This window comes from Paenibacillus sp. RRE4, assembly GCF_031844205.1.
In the GTDB taxonomy this organism is placed as follows: domain Bacteria; phylum Bacillota; class Bacilli; order Paenibacillales; family Paenibacillaceae; genus Paenibacillus; species Paenibacillus xylanexedens_B.
In genome coordinates, this window is the sequence record NZ_JAUZUT010000002.1 from 173320 (window position 1) to 191291 (window position 17972).

Consider the following 17972-nt stretch of genomic DNA (forward strand, 5'->3'; position numbering starts at 1 on the left):
CGGGCTGACTTAGTACCCACGAAATATAGAAGGACACCTCTGCTTAATCTAAGCAAGTTAAACTTAAAGATGGTTTACCTCTACACTCCCTTAACAGGATGCCCCTTCCAACGTACATTGTGCTTTATGTTCTTTCATTCCGCTACCGAAGCGGAGATAGTTTCTCTGCTAGCTCCGCAGGGTGAAGCTCATAACCATTTTCCGTATAAGAATCGTAGTACACCTTACCGTTACGGTACACCATAAGATCTTCCAAATGGAACCCGCCCATCAAGTTAAGCTTCTCCACTCCGCTACTACGTTCCTCATAGACTACACCCAGTTTATAAATGCGCGAGGTTTCCTCGGCATGTGCCGCATAGTCCATAAAAGCACTGTGATGGTCGCCAAAAAAGTACTTCTCTTCGTACCGGTGCTCTTGCGTATAGTCGAATACCCTTATTCGGACAATGGCCTGATCTTCTAATGTACGATACAACCTGCGGAATAGATCATCGCGGGTCAATACATCCCGATCCCTGTACGTAATCGTTACATTGGCTCGCTGCAGCAGTTCCTCTTCAAACGACAAGCGAAGCGGTTCCGCGGAAAGCAACAATTCACGGCAAACTTCCATCAAGCGTGCAAGCAAACGGTCACTGCCTTTGATCGCAAGCTCATTTATGTCTCCCATGTAGCGATCTTCGAACCATACTTCCCGTCCCCGTCTTGCCTCCAGATCGGCGATCAGTTCTTCCGTTACTTTGCCGTAATACTCCATAACGTTCTGACCAATATATTCGTCAGCGGCGGCAATACTCTCTTCCGCTGCTTCACGCAATGTACGCTCCAGCGCTTCAAGTGAGGTTGTAACTTGACGACTGTAGCGATGCAGTTCTTCCATTTCCGTATCGTATATACGGAGCAAATGCAGTTCATTTTCCAACCTTAGCAGGTCTACCTTAGGTTCGTATACACGTTCCAGTAAACAATCGATTAGATTACGCACGTTCTGCTTGTCACGGAAGAGCGCACGTTTGATCGGTTGATCCTCTACCCGCTCTTGCTGACGCTGCTCCAGCAGTGCCCGTGCGGATTCGAGCTGCATCGATTTGTCGCGGATCAGTGCGAGCAGGGCTTCACGAACACTCCCTGGCTCACCGTCGCTCCAGGCAGCCCATTGAAAGTATCCTATTTCGGGATATTCCATATGAGACTGCTCGGCCTGACGGCGAAGGGCCCCCGCAGAACTGCGCTCGCGCACACGCTCCTGCACCGGACGAACAACGTTTTCACGGAAGTAAGCCTCTGCTCCTTCTCCATACAGCGCTCGTTCTGCTTCTCTTAAAGAGAGCGGCTTGAGTTCAGCAAAGCTACGGTTATGCGTCATGATGCCGCTCATGCCACTAACGAGGTCTTCGCTTGGCAACAGCCCCTCCACCTTGCGTTCCACGGAGGGGGCATCCAGTCCGAAAAAGGTCATTTTGTCCTTGATACTCCAGTCCGGTTCCTGTTGCATCCGGCCAAGCAGATAACGGTACAGATGATACAGCACGGTCAGCGCAATCGGTTTGTTCGGCCGCCTGATCTCGGCAAAACCTGCACTGGCATACCCATGCTGATCCGAGGTGGTACGGATATTATTTTTGAACGACGTATTATTGTAGGTATTTGCGCCCGTGCTGGCGATGGCAGCCCGATCTTCATAGGTCTCCTCCTGCTTTCGGTTCTTCAGCAGGCAGATGCGGCAGATAATCTCGGCATTTTCAATCCAGCCGCCGGGTACACCGGTGCCACGTTCGTTTTTGTCCGAAAGTACATAGACCAGATCAAACAAAGGCGCTGCAGGATGGGTTACGGGAATGGATATCCCGTCCTCCGTCACCAGCAACTTGCCGCTGAACATGTAGTCCAACGATTGAATGTAATCCAACTCCCGCAAAAAAGCAAGGCCTGCGGCGCTGGCATATCCGAAGGAATCAACCTGCTCCATCTCGCTAACCAGCACATGCAGATCCGTCTGTACCGACTTGAAGGACTGTGCCAGGATGGTCTCAGCCAGCTTTGTAATCTCCGGCAACAGTACATTCAGCGGATCATCGGCCCGGGTAATGACGGTTACGTAAATTCGATCAAAGGACGAGTACAGACGTCCATAGTCAGCAATACGGTTGCTTACCCGCCGCATCATTCGATTTAATCCAAAAAGCGCCGCTGCCGACTCGTGAAAGCTACGATGCACATCCTTGCGCAACGTTTTGGAAGAACGCCGCTGCGACTGCAAGGTGGAGAGTGGTAAACGGTGGTATGTGACCTGCTCGTTTTCATATGATGACTCAGCCCCGTAACCTGATTTTGCTGTTTCCTGATTGTGAGACGAATTCGTTGCAATAACTGCATCAACTGGCTTCAATATGTTTGAAGGACTCGAAGCACTCGATGCATTTGCCGCATCGGCTTCATTCGATGCATCATCTGTTCCAATGTGCACGTATACTACACCGTCTTCGTTATCCCACTTCAATTGGTTAATATCATGCACAGCGGACACCGCAGGTTTCACCAGATCACCGACAAAAAGGAACAAGGCCGGGTAATGGATGCTGCTGCGTCCATCCCCTTGGCTCCCTTGGCGTTCCTGCTCTACGGCATAACGGATGGCGTATTTCTGAAGCTCACGCTTGAGTGCATGCCTCATTCCGTTTTCCTTTTGCTGCATATTCATTGGTACATTCATACCATCAGCCACCTTATTTCAGCCTTCTGCGAATATCGTTCAGCTTCGACGACATCGTTCTGTAGAACTGGTAGATGTCTTCTCCGTTCGCGAGCTCTACCCGTTCATACTCCAGACGATCACGTGACTCCATAAACAGTGCCGCCAGATCATCCAGCTTGCTCAGGAGCGGTGTAATATCCTCGGAAGCGGTCAGGTCGTTGTCGCGACGGGAGGATTTGCGTAGCAATGTGCTACGATCCTTCTCGGACAGGCCGCGGAAGTTGCCAAACACTTCGTATTCAGCGAAATTACGGCTTTTCATCAGGTTAGCGAACGGTTCCCATGCGTCTTCCTCCGGATCACGGTCGTAGACGTAAAGTGCACCCTTTTTAACAATCGTATCGGTATAGAGTGCTTCGATAAAGCGATCATACCACTGCTCCTCATCCTGATACTGTGCGAGAATGCCTTCCAGTTCAGCCACTTTCGCAGTGATCGCATTCATCTTCGCCAGTTCCTCACGTACCCGCCCGATAAGCTGCGGAGAGCGTACAAGGTTTTCTTTCGCCATATCTTCGTTAATACTTCCGAAAATATCCTTCGTATCTACCCGTGGTAGCCCTTCGGATTGCAGACGTTTCAGTTCAAGGACCGCCCGTTTCACTTCTCCGAGATTCGGTGCATTCGACGTCAGACGCATGTCATATGCAACCAGCTTGGCGGACAGATCAAACGGTTCCGTCGTGACAATCGCATAGCGGTTACTTGTATTTTCATCCACGGATTTGGCTACAACAATCTTATATCCGAGCGCCTGCTCGAATTCACTACGAACCCTCGCGTTATATTGCTTCACTCGGGTATTCTCGTACACATCTCCCCATGATTTTTCCGGGATTGGAGATGGCAGGTACGTCCAGTTATTTTTCTCCGTCTGCACCAGATGGCGTCCAATACCCTCTTTGTCCAAAATCGTGCGTTCATAACTCTCTTCATAAACCTTGAGCGGTGTGTATACAAACAGCGGTACCCCGTTGCGCGTATTCAACCAGAAAATCCGGTTCCGCACTTCGCTCTCTTTAACGGTAAAGTGCGATTTGCCTACGGCATTGTTCTGGTAGTTCCGAATCCCTTTCAGGATACCCGGAGCCTGTGCCGGCACGGATACAAATCCCCACGAAGGAAAGTGCAGACTGCCTGTGCTGTTGCTCAGATTAAACACCGGCACGGCCTCGTCATCCAGCTTGCCTGCGATGAAACGTTCCACGAATTTCTCAACGGACTCGTCTTTCCCGTATTTGATCACCAGGAAGTCCTCCATGGAACGAGTAATGAGATCACCGAATTTTTCACTCAGGAAATCAGAGATGGAGCTGACGATATCTATCTCGTTTTCCTTCACCCACTGGCTCGAATTTTCCAGCAGCTCACGCGAGAAGTCGCGGATCAGATCGTCCGTGTCGCGTTTGTCCAATAGTCCGTCCACCACGCTCACGATATCCGGTACACTTACCACGTTCCAATAATACGTTTTGTTGCCTTTGTGATCGGTTTGCTCTTCGCCGCGTGTCAGCAGATCGCCGTTCTTGGCAAAGATAGAACTGAGCGCATTCAGCGTCTCGGAAAATACGTTATAAATGCGACTGTTCTCTTGATTCAGCAGTTCATACAGGTCTTCATAGAACTCAATCATCTGGTCGTTGCGTTCCACATCGGCGTGCAGCCAGTATTCATGGATTTTCGCTTCAATATAAGCATTCTTTTTCTTCTCTTTGGAGACAAAAGCGCTCTTCGCATCGCCAAGCTTCTCTTCGGACTGCTCCTGAGCCGCTTCAATATCACGAGGGATACGGAAGGCATTTTCGCGCAGCGTTTCGATGTACGACTGAATCATTTTCAGTACACAGAATCCTTTTTCGGTATAAATCAAACGAGAGACATAGAACGGCCCCTGTTCAGGATGCAAAAACATACGCCGAATCTGCTCGGTAAACTGACCCGCAATCTCGCCCGGAAGCTGCTTCTTCGCCTTGATATATTCTTCACGGGCACGTGCCAGAAAGTTCTGTTCCAGTTCCGTATCCATGTTGACGACCTGGGATTTCACCACGTTGCCATAGGATAGACGTTCGCTGTTCTGGTAACCCGGCAACGGTTCAGGTACGCGGGATTCGAAGGATTTAACTACACTTTCGAGATCAATACCCAGCTTACGTGCAAACTTTTCGGTATCCTCCTGATTCGGTGCTTTCGAGAACATGGTGCTCATTTTGTCAAACATCCGGTACGCCAAATATGTGGTCATCTCTTCAATCGGCAGTACAGCCGAGGATGCACCGATGATGTTGTAGTCGTAGTTGGCAGGGTACACTTTGTTCATCTGTGCGATGTTGGTGCGAATGTTGCTGATATAGTCGTGGATCGCAAATTCCTCACCCGATTGTTTCTCTTCACTGGAGATAAAGTTGGTGATATTCTCCGCCGTGACGTTCATGCAATAGTCGTAGGCATTTTCCAGCAATTTGCCTTCCGTATTCGTCGCCGAGATCAGATGACACAGGTTAAATGGCGGCAACGGTGAGTTCACGGCCAAAATGTTGCCGTACTTCTGGGTAAACCGCTCACCGCGGCTGTCCACGTTCATCCAGTAATCCAGCTCTTTGAGCGCGGCATACCCGTTCTTGCGAATATATTCGCGTGTGTGCTCGCTCAGGCTTTTGTTAGACAGGTTCACGTCAGGCGTGAACAGGTAACCGAGCGTGTTGACGCGGTCAATTCCGGCAGAGCCGTGATCCCGCTCGATGATGCCGCGCACGATATAGGAAATATCGAGGAAGCAGCCGCTGCCTGTACCACCGGACAGACCGGTGAGCAGGAATACCATCAGTTTTTTGTTCGTGCCTACGGATAACGTTTTGATCTTTTTATCGATGGCCTGTACCACTTGATTGATCTTCGTAAACAGAAGCAAACGTCCAGCCTGACGCACCCCTGCGGCTCCGTTCATACCGTCCGTGATGCTCAGTTCAGGAGACAGCCAGTCTGTAATGTACGGCTCCAGCACGCTGCGGTTCTGCAAAAGGCCGCCAATCTCGGCATTCGAAAGCAGTACAAATTCGTTGATCGGATCAAGTCCGATGCCTCTGTATTTCTTCGCGCGATCCTGTTCGTTCGTCTCGAACGCCAGAAATTCAACATTGTCCGGCTTCTCCATCTTTTTCTTGGACACCGGGTCCTGCGGCAGTTTGAAACGGCGGTTGATCTGATATTTCAGACGCAGCAGCGCGTCAATTCCCGTTCCACCCAGGCCGATAATCAGAATCGGGTTATCAATCGTATCGACCCTGATTTTCTCACTGACGATACCCCCGCCAAGTGATACATCCAGTTGCTGAATATGTTCTCTAACAATCGGTTTCATTCAATATCCTCCCTTAGTAAACCAGTTGGGCTACAACTCATTACACTTGCCACTTCGATGACAGAGCAACCTTCCGATCGCTGTTATCCCCAGATTTTCTTGATTCCCTTCTCTAGAGGGAAAAATCTGATGATAAAGGCGAACGCTCCGCTTCTTCAGGTTTTCTCTGTCCTCTCCGTTCACGTGTAAACAATTAGCCCAACTTATATTGGTATCCCTTTTAAATCAAATCATCCATTTAAAACAAATAATCAATTTGAACCAACAAACCGAACAATCATGTTACACCAAATACTCAATCAAAATCGTTTTATCCGCCTGTTGCAGCGGGATGCTCAGCCGATCACCGTTCTTCAGTTCAACGCCTGAGCTTGCATCCACCGCACGGCCGGATTTCTCCAGCGTACCTCCTGCGGTATTCCGGATGATCAATCGGTCTCCATTCCCAGGAGTAAATATATATTTTTCGGTTTCCTTCAGTTCAGGGTCGAGTTGTAACAATTGATGCAGGTGGAACTTGCCCCGGAAGGATGCCAGCTTTTTGTATTGCGGATAGGACTTGTCCCCGGTGTTCTCATCGCGAATCTCCACGATAATTTGGCCGACAAAGCCGCGGTTTTTGCGTTTCAGCCAGCCCATCAGGAACCAGCCTCCCGCCGCCACCATAATAAGGGCAATCACACCCAGGATGACAGGCAACCAGGGGAACGGCTTGTCGTTCGCAGCAGCTGGCGTTGTCGGTTTTGCCTGACTTCCGCCTGTCCCCCCTGCGTTGATGACGATCGGTGCGCTTTCACGGTAAAAGCTGTCTTCCTCTGCACGGATGACCAGTTCATAATTGTGATTGTCCGGCACTTCAAAGGTTCCGGCGAAACCGGAGCCCGTGTTCTTGAGCGGTTGCTCTTCACTCTTGCCTGTGTCCTTGTCATTCACGATCAATGTAGCCTTCATGTCCGCATACAGGTCATTATCCTGTAACGGCTGACCGCCATTTTCCAGCCTCGCCGACAGGTCGATCTTGTCCCCTTTCGTATAGGACTTGGTCTTAATTGGGTCCGCGACGAGTTGAAGATCGTAATTAAACAGCAGGTTGATATCGATGCTGTCTTTCGGTGCCCCTTTTACCCGAAGCTTCCAGTCGCCCTCCTGAGGTTTCAGCAGTTTTACGAGTGAATAACTTTTGGACGTGGACAGCTTGGCCTCATTTGAATTCAGGTTCACGCTTTTGCCTGAAGGATCAGTTAACTGTATTTGCACCGGCTTCGAGGACATGATGGAAATATTCGCTTCCAGCACGCTGTCATTCGGCACGTTCACGGTAACTTCCTGATAACTGCCGTTTCCGGTTACGGAAGGCAGCTTCACCACATTCAGCTTGGCATGATCGGCGAAAATTTCACTTAAAATCTGCGGCAGATCATCCGGTGTATCGGTGATAAACGACTTGCCTTTTGTTTGTTTGGCAAGGTCTGCGAGTGCATTTTTGTTCAGCTTGCCATCGGCATTCAGTCCGATCGTGTAGACTGGAATACCTTTTGCTTGCGCATCCTTGACGGCTTTCGCCAGATCCGCATCCGACTCGGCCTGGGTGCGTCCTTTACTTTTGTTAAAATCGTTATTGCCATCCGCCAGCAGTACAATCATAGGCGAGTGCGACGGGTCGGCACCATGGTTCAAAATGTTCATGGCTTCCGCAACACCTACGGATATATCGGTGTATGGGCCTCTGCCAAGCTGGTCGATAAAGTCTTTCAGATTGCTTTTATCTGCGTCAGACTGAATCTCAAGCATTGCCTTTTCCCGCTCAACCTGATCGGTGTAAGCCACGATACCTACTTTATCGCCGACGGTGGGTAGCATATCTATAAACATTTTCATCGCTTCGTTACTGATCTTGTCGCGATCACTTGTATTCATCGAGTTGCTGACATCGGCTACAAGTACCGCGTCGATTCCACTCGTCTGTGCCTGAGCCGCTTCCGCTTGAGGAAGCATTGCTGAAGGCAATAACAAAGTTAGTAATGTCAGCAGAACCAGGGTTCCGCTGAGCCAGCGTATTTTGCGTGTCCGCAGCATGGGATGTACTCCTTCACGTTTGAGATTAAAATGCGAATAGTTTATTATAGGCGTCAAGCCTTAAGGAAATCTTAACAGTCTTCTAATAAAATCTGAAAAGCACCCCTATTCTGAGTTACAGTTTTGTAATGTTTGACAATAATCGACGATTTTAGGGTTTTTGTTGGAAGATTTAATCCAACTATGGAAATATGATATAGCTATTACCAACAAACCGCAATATAACAGCGCTTGATCTTCAAGCCTTAGAAAGGGACGGAATTATGGTTACATACGTATGCCTCGCCATCATGTTTCTTTTTGTTATGATCAAGGTGATCACGTTTCAGGTTCGAAGGCGCAAACCCGTCTCTCGCGAAGATACCGATCGCACGTTATACAACATTCTGAATGGTGGGCGTGATGGAGCATGAGTAGTACGAGAAAAGTAGTATCCATCCGGCCTTTCTATCGAACGACATACGCCTATCAAAAGTTGCATATCTGCAAACGCTGCGGGCAATATACCTGCCTCTGGGAAGATCAGTGCACTTCCTGCGGACGTAGCACACTTGTCACCGTAGAGGAAAAAGCAAGTTCACGAGTAAAGCGCAGGATGGTCCGTGATGTTTTCCTTGTTCTCTTGATCGGCGCCGCAGCTACTTATTTCGGTGAAACGTTGGATCAGTCTATGATTGCTGCTACGGTGACGCTGTTACTGCTCGGCGGTCTGATCTTTATGCAGCAACGCTCATTCCAGGTTGAACAGCGCCGCGAAATGAGACAGTTGCTGCGACTGGATGAAGAGATCATTCGCCAAGGGATCAATCTAAACTGGGCGCTTGTTGCCGAAGCGCGAAAAGAAGACGAGGCACTCGCCTATGAGATGCTGCGCGAGATCGGCTCCCTGATCTATAACGACCGGATTCGGCTACAACAGATCGCGTTACTGCAATCCTTCGTGTTACGTAGCGATATGGACTTGCAACTTAAACCGCTATTGCTCCAGAACTTCGAGCGCCTGCTCGCCGAGTATATTGGCGAAATTGCGAGGCTGAAGCCGGAATTGATCCGTGAAGACGCGATTCGGTATATCGCCACGTATGAGGTTCACATTTTACAACTGCATAATGGCATCCAGATTCTGACCTCCGTAGCGTCAGCTGCCGTTCGTAAGAGCAAATATATTGAGCTGTTTCCCAGCCTGATCACCCGCTATGCGCGCTTCATGCCTAAAGACCGATTCATGCGTCTCTATCATACAATTGAACGTTATCCGACCAAAGCACGCGGTGGACTCGCGGAGTCCGTCGGACGAGTGTACAACGAGAAGTACCGGGATCAGTAAGCTGATGTCCGTGGGTGACTGTCTGTGCAACAAGCCAGTCTATATCGTAACGAGACTAGGATAAGTTCAGATTGGGATTCTTAAAAAGTGGGTGCATCGCGTGTAATACCCTGTTAACCCGTTAGTGAAATAATGCAAATCAGCTCCCTAACTATAGACGAACGGTACACCAAGCTTCCCTGCATTTTTGGTGACCTAGCAGCAAGATATTGTGTCATCTTTTCATCATATAAGTTTTAAACCAAAAACACCCCGTCCTTAGGTCTAGGATGAGGTGTTTTGTCGTTCTGGTTCATATTGCGCAGATTCTAACGATCACAGGGGGGCTTATTTCGGGTAAATTGGTACTCTAGAAATCCTAACGATCTCCACGGAGCCTATTTCACTGAAATCACCACGATCCGCCCTTCATTTGCATCTTTTTGGTCAGATAGCGTCTCTCCTGATCGTTATAATTTTCTACTCTTCAAAAAAGCCCAAATAAGGTTTCTCGTGATTGTTAGCGCTCGGGATTGAAATAAAATGGTACTTTGATGAGGTTAAAAGCTGACTACTATGTAATGTGATAGAAGGCGAGCATCGCGGCAGCTGAAGGCAAGCATTTGACAACATGGAAGTAATAAATGGACCCACTTGCAGTGATATTATATTGAAATAAGCAGTAGTGCAGCCATCACAGCATGGTGACCGTGTAACGAAGGGTGCTCAAGTGAGGTTCACATCGTGCGAATAAGTGCATGTAAAATAAGGGCTGTACCGTTGGTTGTAAAAAAGGGCCGCGACGTGTTTCCGTCGCGACCCTTGATTCGAGCATTCGGTACGATGATGTACCCGAACGCTCTTGATATGAGCCATGCGGGGCATCCGCTGCTGCGGTGGCATGGCTATGATGCTTCAAGCGCAAGATGCGGCTGCATCGCCGCTTGCCCCAGTGCGTTACCGCCCGCGACGAGAATCGCGGCGGTCGCCCCTGCTCGGACCGCGTCCTGCGGAGTCCGAGCGGCCCGAACCAGCACCACCGCGCCCAGCGGTGCGCTTGTCGGCGCTGCGGCCGGCCCAGCCGCCGCTGCTGCGCTCTTCGCCGCGGCCTGCTCCACCGCGGCCGCCTTGGCTTGTGCCGCGGCTACTGCTGCTGCGCGCCGATCCACGGCTCGCGCCACGCTCGTCACCGCTACGGCCGCCACTGCGTCCACCGCTACGGCCACCTTCGCCTCCGCGTGATCCACGACCGCCACGTCCACCATCTCGGCGGTCGTTACGTCCTGCACCGCGACGGGCACTGCCTGTCCCGGCAGTACGACCGCCGCGCTCATCATTGCCCTCGCTATTAATTACGCGGCGAGAAGCTCCCGTAGAAGCGACTGGCCCTTCGCTTGTCCATTGGATGCGATTCAGCTTCTGATTCGTGCCTTCCTCGATTCGAGCAAGCTCTGGTCTATCGTGTTGCGTTGCAAACGTCACCGCAAGACCCGTTCCACCAGCACGACCTGTACGACCGATACGGTGAATATAACTTTCCGCATCATGCGGAATATCGTAGTTAAATACGTGAGTAACCCCTTCAACGTCCAGACCGCGTGCGGCAACATCTGTAGCTACAAGGATTTGCAACTTCGCATCGCGGAACGCCTTCATGACATTTTCCCGCTTGGATTGGGACAAATCCCCGTGAAGCTCGTCACTTTCATATCCGGCTTCACGCAGATCTTCGTTCAGCTTCGAAGCACGGCGCTTCGTGCGGCAGAAAATAATAGCCAAATACGGGCGATACGTATCAATCATGCCACGAAGTGCATCAAACTTGCCACGATCTGTACATTCCAGCACCTGCTGGCGAATCTGATGAATCGGAATCACGGATTTGGAGGAAACTTTCACGTCCTCCGGGTCTTTCATGTAGTTCTTTGCCAGTACACGAATGCCTTTAGGCATCGTTGCCGAAAACAGCATCGTTTGACGTTTATGCGGCAGTTCGCGCAAAATGGTCTCTACATCGTCCAGGAAGCCCATGTGTAACATCTGATCCGCTTCATCCAGTACCAGTTTTTTCACATTATCGAGCTTCAAGGTACCACGGCGCAGGTGATCCAGAAGCCGCCCTGGTGTTCCTACAACGATTTGCGTTCCGTTTTGCAGCTTGCGCAACTGCTTTTCTACATCCTGTCCACCATACACTGCAAGGACATGTAGCTTGTCATCGTTCGCGGTCAATTTCTTCGCTTCTTCCGTAATCTGCAATGCAAGCTCACGCGTAGGCGCAATAATCAGTGCCTGCGGAGAGCGGTCGGATACGTTAATTTTTTGAATAATCGGCAACAAAAAAGCCAGCGTTTTTCCTGTGCCTGTCTGCGCCTCGGCGATGATATCACGTCCACCCAGCAGTACGGGAATGGAACGCTCCTGTACTGGAGTTGGCACGACGATGCCCTGATGTTTCAGCACCTCGCACCATTCCGGGCGAATGCCCAGTTGTTCAAAGTTTGCCAATCGTTACACCTCTGTATATTCATTTAGATAAGTTCATTCCATAGAAGACCCTAGCCCCTGGAAATGCATAGGCATCTCCGTCTGAACTTGATTGAGTCTATGTCATTGTCTGAGTCGGCATACGAGCCGGATATTGGCGTCCGTGTGCCCGAGTTCTGCATCTGAACCTGATTCTCTACTCCAATCACACCTGTAACTGCAGTACACATCCCGTGAGTCCAAACTAGTTTTCCTGAATTCAACTCTGATTATGAAATGAATTTTTGAAAAGCAATCATTACGTTGCTCTTCTTCTCCATACCCTGTAGTTTACACGTTCATCCAGCAAAACAAAAGCGAAACTGAACTACCGCGCCAACTTGTAGCATAAATGTATCGTAAAAAGCAGACGTTTTTATGCATATTTCACACGAGGCGCGTATAAGCCGGACTTAGGGAGTACGGAACACAGGGGTATGGACACAAAAATTTGTTTTTCGTAAATCATGCGACACCAACTATTTCTACACCACCACGAAAGTTTCTACTATGATGAACGTAAACAAGGATAGCCCCCACATATTGCTGAGCATCGTAGGTAAAAATGGAAGTGAATAGACCAACATTTCAGAGCTACACAGCAAAAGAGAGCTATCACTATGCAGTCTACCAGAACATTCATCGGTTTAAAGAAAAATTTCGGTGAGTGCGTTTCTAGCTTACAACCGCTCTCCTTGACGAAGACATACCATGTGGTAACCAACCCACGGATAGCAGCGTGCCAACCGTCGCTAGCATATGGACCCACGCGCTTAGGGCTTCGGACAAATTTGTAGCATTTTGTGCTGGGCTTGACTAAAACGTTCATAGTAACGATCACCACAGAGCTTATTTGCCCGCAATATGCTTTGTGCGAAATCTAACAATCACTAGGAAGCTTATTTCGTCAAAAATCACGAAAATTCCCACAAAAAGTAGCGAAATCAGTAAAATAACGTCTCTGGTGATCGTTAGAAATGAAAATGGCCCAAATTCGCCTAAATAAGCTCTCTCCTGATCGTTAGCACTCACAGATACAAAAAAAGCGGCTCCCCGGCATACATCGCAAGAAGACCGCTGCATATTAATACTGTTTAGTGATATCCACAGTCTATAGCTTATAGACTATAACCCCAATACCCCCTATAACCTACTACCTTAAGCCTTTTCAAGGGTTACCGCTACGTAACTTCCAATCCCCAGCTGTTAACTGTTACTTGTTACTTGTTACCTTAACTGTACCTAATCACCGATCACCCAGCGATATTTCTGGTAGGCATGGCCGCAAGGCTGAGCATCTTGATGCGCCAAACGCATTACACCGCGCGTCAGGAAATGCACGCGTTGCGGCATACTCACCGACTATTGCTGTTTGAGATGCCATATCGCTCTTTTATCATCTCCAGCTCCATAGTCATCTCCAGCTCGTTCGCATCACAATCGGCAATTTCTAAGCTTACTTGCCACCTGTCGATGTTGTAACACGCAGATACCAAAACCATTTTGGAACAAGTTACTTTAATTTAAACGTTACGCTCTACTTGAACTTTACACTTTACTTGAATTTACACTCCACTTTAACTTTACGCCTTAGTTGAGCTTTACACTTCACATTAACTTTATGCTCCGTGTCCGCCCGTACCCGGAACGGTATCCGCACCAGAAACCTTATATCCGCTGCGCTCCAGCAATCGGGTGCTTTCCTCGTTTAATCCACGCAAATGTACGGTTTTGCCAAGCTTCGCGTATTTGAATTTCACTTTGCCAATCGCCACAACCGCGGTGTTGTCCCAGATATGTGAGCCGCCAAAGTCAATGGTGATGTCCTGCGGATCGGTTTCCGCATCGAATTCATCCACAAAGTGGGACGAGGAACCGAAGAAGAACGGCCCGTGTACAAGGTAAACTTTCTGTCCTTGCTCTTCGCTAGCCTGTACGCGAATCTTGGTCTGTTTCCAACCAAAGTGCAGCACACTGAGCACAACGCCAACCATTACACCAAGCGACAGGTCATGCGTGTAAACAACGATCGCTACCGTCACCACCATAACGATCGCTTCAGCGCGTGGGACGCGGGCTATATTTTTCACAGAACTCCAGTCAAACGTACCGATACACACCATAAACATCACACCAACCAGCGCACCCATCGGTACCTGCTTCACCACACCGCTCAGGAGCAACAATAAAATCGCCAGGAACGCCCCTGCCGTAAATGTCGACAACCTGCCGCGGCCGCCTGACTTCACATTAATGACGGACTGTCCGATCATCGCACAGCCACCCATCCCGCCGAACAGTCCGTTCACAAAGTTTGCAATCCCCTGACCACGTACCTCTCGGTTTTTGCTACTTTTCGTTTCCGTCATCTCATCCACAATGGTCGCGGTCAAAAGGGACTCCAGCAAACCGACAAGTGCCATCGTAAATGAATACGGTAGCAGAATCATCAGTGTATCCCATGTCCACGCAATATTCGGCAGATGGAACATCGGCAATGTGCTTGTCAGATTGCCCATTTCACCCACCGTTTTGACATCAAGATGAAAAATCGCCGTAATAATGGTCATGATAATAATCGCTACAAGCGGAGCCGGAGCCCCTTTGAAAAAACGCGGCAAAATATAGATGATTGCCAGTGTTGCCGCCACCATCACATACATGATCCAGTTCGCTCCCGTAAAGTGGGTGAGCTGCGCCATAAAGATCAGAATCGCCAGTGCATTCACAAATCCGGTCAACACCGAATGAGGTACAAACGTAATAAATCGCCCTACTTTAAATATGCCTAAAACAAACTGAATGATGCCCGTCAGAATGGTCGCCGCAAAAAGATATTCCACGCCATAATCCTTGACGAGTCCTACCATCAATACCGCCATAGCTCCTGTTGCTGCCGAAATCATGCCCGGTCTCCCTCCTGCAATCGAAATGACGATCGCAATCGTAATCGACGCATACAAGCCGACCATCGGATCAACTCCGGCGATAATGGAGAAGGCAATAGCTTCCGGAATGAGCGCGAGTGCTACCGTGATTCCTGCCAGCACGTCTCCGCGAATGTTGCCAAACCACTGTTGTTTTAACGTATTCATATGTTGTTGCATTGCCTCCTAGATGTGTCCCTTAAATTAACGAATCTGCTGAAGAATAACGGAAGTCGTACACGTCCAATTTCCACTTTGGGACCCATAAAAACGACAGTGGCAAGTCTGCAAAGAACACAAAATAACGGATGAGTCGCCGCAAAAAAAACTATCATGCCTGACTTTTCGCCTGCTCATGGGTAAATGCCAATAAGCATACAGTGCCCTTAACCTGTCCATTGCTAGTCTATTTGTCCCGATGTGCATGATGGTCTAAATCTTTAATTCAGCGCTAAACGCCGATTCAAATTCATCATGTCATTGCCGTTCCAGCGTGTACTGACTTTTCCGTTACCCATTCCGTTGTCTTCTTGCTTGCGGTATTCTCGTCTCACCATCTCATTCGATGGATGAACGAAGCAACACCTGTTAGTTTTCCTCTCTCAGAAAAACCGGGGCCGTTAATCTACTGACCTATTATTATAGTTACAGACATACACATGTACGAACACTGTAATCTCGCAAAAACAAGGGCTTATCTCTTGTTATCTTCTATTTTCTATATTTAACCCTCTTTATCACTACTCATAAAAAAAACCGCAAAGACCTTTCATAAAAGGCCTTGCAGTCTATTTTGGCATTTACAGGTTATGGTGAGTTACTCCTATTTTCAAGCAATCACTTTTTGGCGTTCGTTTGCTAACTTCATTATTATAAAAGCTTGAACTTCCGGTTTAGAACCTGCCCGATTTGAATATCGAGTACAACAGAAACGCCACCATGAGGATCGCCACGAGAAAACCGATCTCAATCACCGGAATATCCCACAGCATCGTGGATTGGTGACTAATCGAAGAACCGATAATAAGTCCCACCATGATGATACAGAAGGCCAGCAGCACAATGCTGAACGATAAACGATTGCTGATCTGATCCAGCCTGCGCATGAGTGATTCTAATTCGGGAACGCTGATCTCCAGTCGCAGCTTTCCTTTGCTGATGATGGAGGACAACTGCCGCAGCTGTCCTGGCAAACCAATGACACTTTCGGCCATGTCTGCCGCACTGCGAAACAACCGATTTTTGATGCGTCCCGCGCTAAAACGTTCCTTGAGCAACTTTCGCCCGAACGGCTCCGCCATATCCACGATACTCAAGGTAGGGTCGAGATGTTCAATAACTCCTTCCACGGTCAGCAACGATTTGCCCATCAGCAGTATATCTGCGGGCATGACAACCCGATGTTTCTGGGCAATGCCGAACAGATCATTGAGCGCCTGTCCTACGCTGATTTTGGAAAAAGGAATATCGTAATATTTCGTTCGGAGTTTGTCCAAATCCACATGAAGCGCACGTGCATCCATATCATCCGGCATCATGCCAAGCTTCTCAATCGCACGGATCATACTATCCGTATCCTTACGCATCAGCCCGATAATAAGCGAGGCAAGCTGCTGTTTCATCTCATCACTCAGACTGCCGACCATGCCGAAGTCAATGAAAGCCAATCGACCGTCCTTCAGCACCATCAGATTGCCCGGATGCGGATCGGCATGGAAGAAACCATGCATAAAAATCTGATTGAGCAGCGCATCCACCAGCCGTTCGGCAATATTGTTCAGATCGTGACCGCGCTTCACCAGTTCATCCCGGTTGTTCAGCTTGATGCCCTCAATATATTCCATGGTCAACACACGTGATGAGGTCTGATCCCAATATATTACCGGAATTTTCACTTTAGGGTCCTGCTGATATTGCTGTGCAATCTTCTCCGTATTGCGACCTTCCACCGTATAATCGAGCTCTGCCATCAGAGCCTGGGCATATTCTTCCACCATCTGCGGAATCTGGTATTGTTTCACCCAATCCCAACGTTTCTCCGCCATCGCAGTCAATTCTCGCAGAATGTCGAGATCACGCTGCACAATCCGTGATATGCCAGGGCGCTGGACTTTGATCGCTACCGCCTCTCCGCTCTGAAGCTTGCCCAGATGCACCTGACCAATACTGGCTGCGGCCACAGGGGTATCCTCGAACCGGGAAAAGATCTCTTCCAGCGGTGTATCCAATTCCTGTTCCAAAATACCCCGTGCCGTCTCTGACGAGAACGGCGGAACCTGATCCTGTAATTTGACCAGTTCCCGAATCACCGATTCAGGTAATAGATCTGCCCTTGTGCTTGCAAGTTGCCCCAGCTTCACAAAAGCCGGCCCCAGCTCCTGCAACACCAGCCTGATCCGTTCGCTTAACGTCTTGGTGGGTTGCGCTTCACGCGACATCCACCGTCTGGGCAGTGCAAGAAGCTGGAATAACCCGAGCTCCTCGACCATATACCCGAAGCCATGACGCACCAGCGCCATGGCAATTTCCCGGTATCTGCCGACATGTTTGATCCGCACAGCCATCTATTCGATCTCGTTTCCTTTGAGAGGAGGAGAGTCTTCAACAACCGGAGCCGGGGTTTCATCAACTTGAAGCTGAGGTGTCTGATGCAGCTCGGCCAGTTTTTTTTCCAATACCGCAACACGCTGTTCCAGACTGGTTACATCACTTTCGGAGGCTACACCAGCTTCTTGAAGCACACGCTTGACCTGTTCCTGAATGATACGTTTCAGTTGGCCCTGCTCTTCCTCGCCGCGCTCCAACAAACGTTCAACAAACGCTTTGGATTCCCCAGGTGCAAGCTTCCCGCGCTCCACCAGATCATCCACCGTTTTCTCAATCTTTTCTTTGCTGACTACCGTGAGACCCAGCCCTAACGAGAACGCCTTCTTGAACAAATCGCTCATCTTCTTCATCCTCCTCTTCGGTTGTCTCTATATTACACCTGTTAAACCCCGACATGCAAAAAGGAGACCT

The 17972-nt window shown here is 49.2% G+C and carries 9 protein-coding genes; 2 read left to right on the plus strand and 7 right to left on the minus strand.

The features are described from left to right. Window positions 1-142: 142 nt before the first annotated feature. The 3 genes from Q9R46_RS17865 to Q9R46_RS17875 form a co-directional block, all read right to left on the minus strand. Complete coding sequence (locus Q9R46_RS17865; RefSeq protein ID WP_311281146.1) at window positions 143-2716, minus strand: transcription initiation factor TFIID; 2574 nt, start codon at window positions 2714-2716, stop codon at window positions 143-145. Between the two features lie 13 nt (window positions 2717-2729). Then, window positions 2730-6119 carry a tubulin-like doman-containing protein gene (locus Q9R46_RS17870; RefSeq protein ID WP_311281147.1) on the minus strand — a complete coding sequence of 1130 codons (3390 nt, stop codon included), beginning with the start codon at window positions 6117-6119 and terminating at the stop codon, window positions 2730-2732. A 282-nt stretch (window positions 6120-6401) separates the two neighbouring features. Continuing rightward, window positions 6402-8195: a vWA domain-containing protein gene (locus Q9R46_RS17875; protein ID WP_311281148.1), complete on the minus strand. Its 1794-nt coding sequence runs from the start codon at window positions 8193-8195 to the stop codon at window positions 6402-6404. 263 nt (window positions 8196-8458) lie between these two features. On the opposite strand from Q9R46_RS17875, the gene Q9R46_RS17880 reads away from it, so the two are divergent. Beyond that, window positions 8459-8608, plus strand: coding sequence for a hypothetical protein (locus Q9R46_RS17880; protein ID WP_186331757.1), 150 nt, complete (start codon window positions 8459-8461; stop codon window positions 8606-8608). Continuing rightward, window positions 8605-9522, plus strand: a complete 918-nt coding sequence (locus Q9R46_RS17885) for a hypothetical protein (RefSeq protein WP_311281149.1) — start codon at window positions 8605-8607, stop codon at window positions 9520-9522. The genes Q9R46_RS17880 and Q9R46_RS17885 overlap by 4 nt, the downstream gene beginning before the upstream one ends. Window positions 9523-10458: 936 nt before the next feature. Here Q9R46_RS17885 and Q9R46_RS17890 read toward each other — a convergent pair. The 4 genes from Q9R46_RS17890 to Q9R46_RS17905 form a co-directional block, all read right to left on the minus strand. Beyond that, window positions 10459-12009: a DEAD/DEAH box helicase gene (locus Q9R46_RS17890; RefSeq protein WP_311281150.1), complete on the minus strand. Its 1551-nt coding sequence runs from the start codon at window positions 12007-12009 to the stop codon at window positions 10459-10461. Between the two features lie 1637 nt (window positions 12010-13646). Then, the gene (locus Q9R46_RS17895; protein ID WP_311281151.1) at window positions 13647-15122 is read right to left on the minus strand and encodes a SulP family inorganic anion transporter; all 1476 of its coding nucleotides are present in this window, start codon (window positions 15120-15122) and stop codon (window positions 13647-13649) included. Between the two features lie 725 nt (window positions 15123-15847). Further along, a complete protein-coding gene (locus Q9R46_RS17900; protein ID WP_311281152.1) occupies window positions 15848-17518 on the minus strand; it encodes an ABC1 kinase family protein in 1671 nt (556 codons plus the stop codon). Then, on the minus strand, window positions 17519-17902 hold the full coding sequence (locus tag Q9R46_RS17905) for a phasin family protein (RefSeq protein ID WP_311281153.1): 384 nt from the start codon (window positions 17900-17902) through the stop codon (window positions 17519-17521). Window positions 17903-17972: the final 70 nt, after the last annotated feature.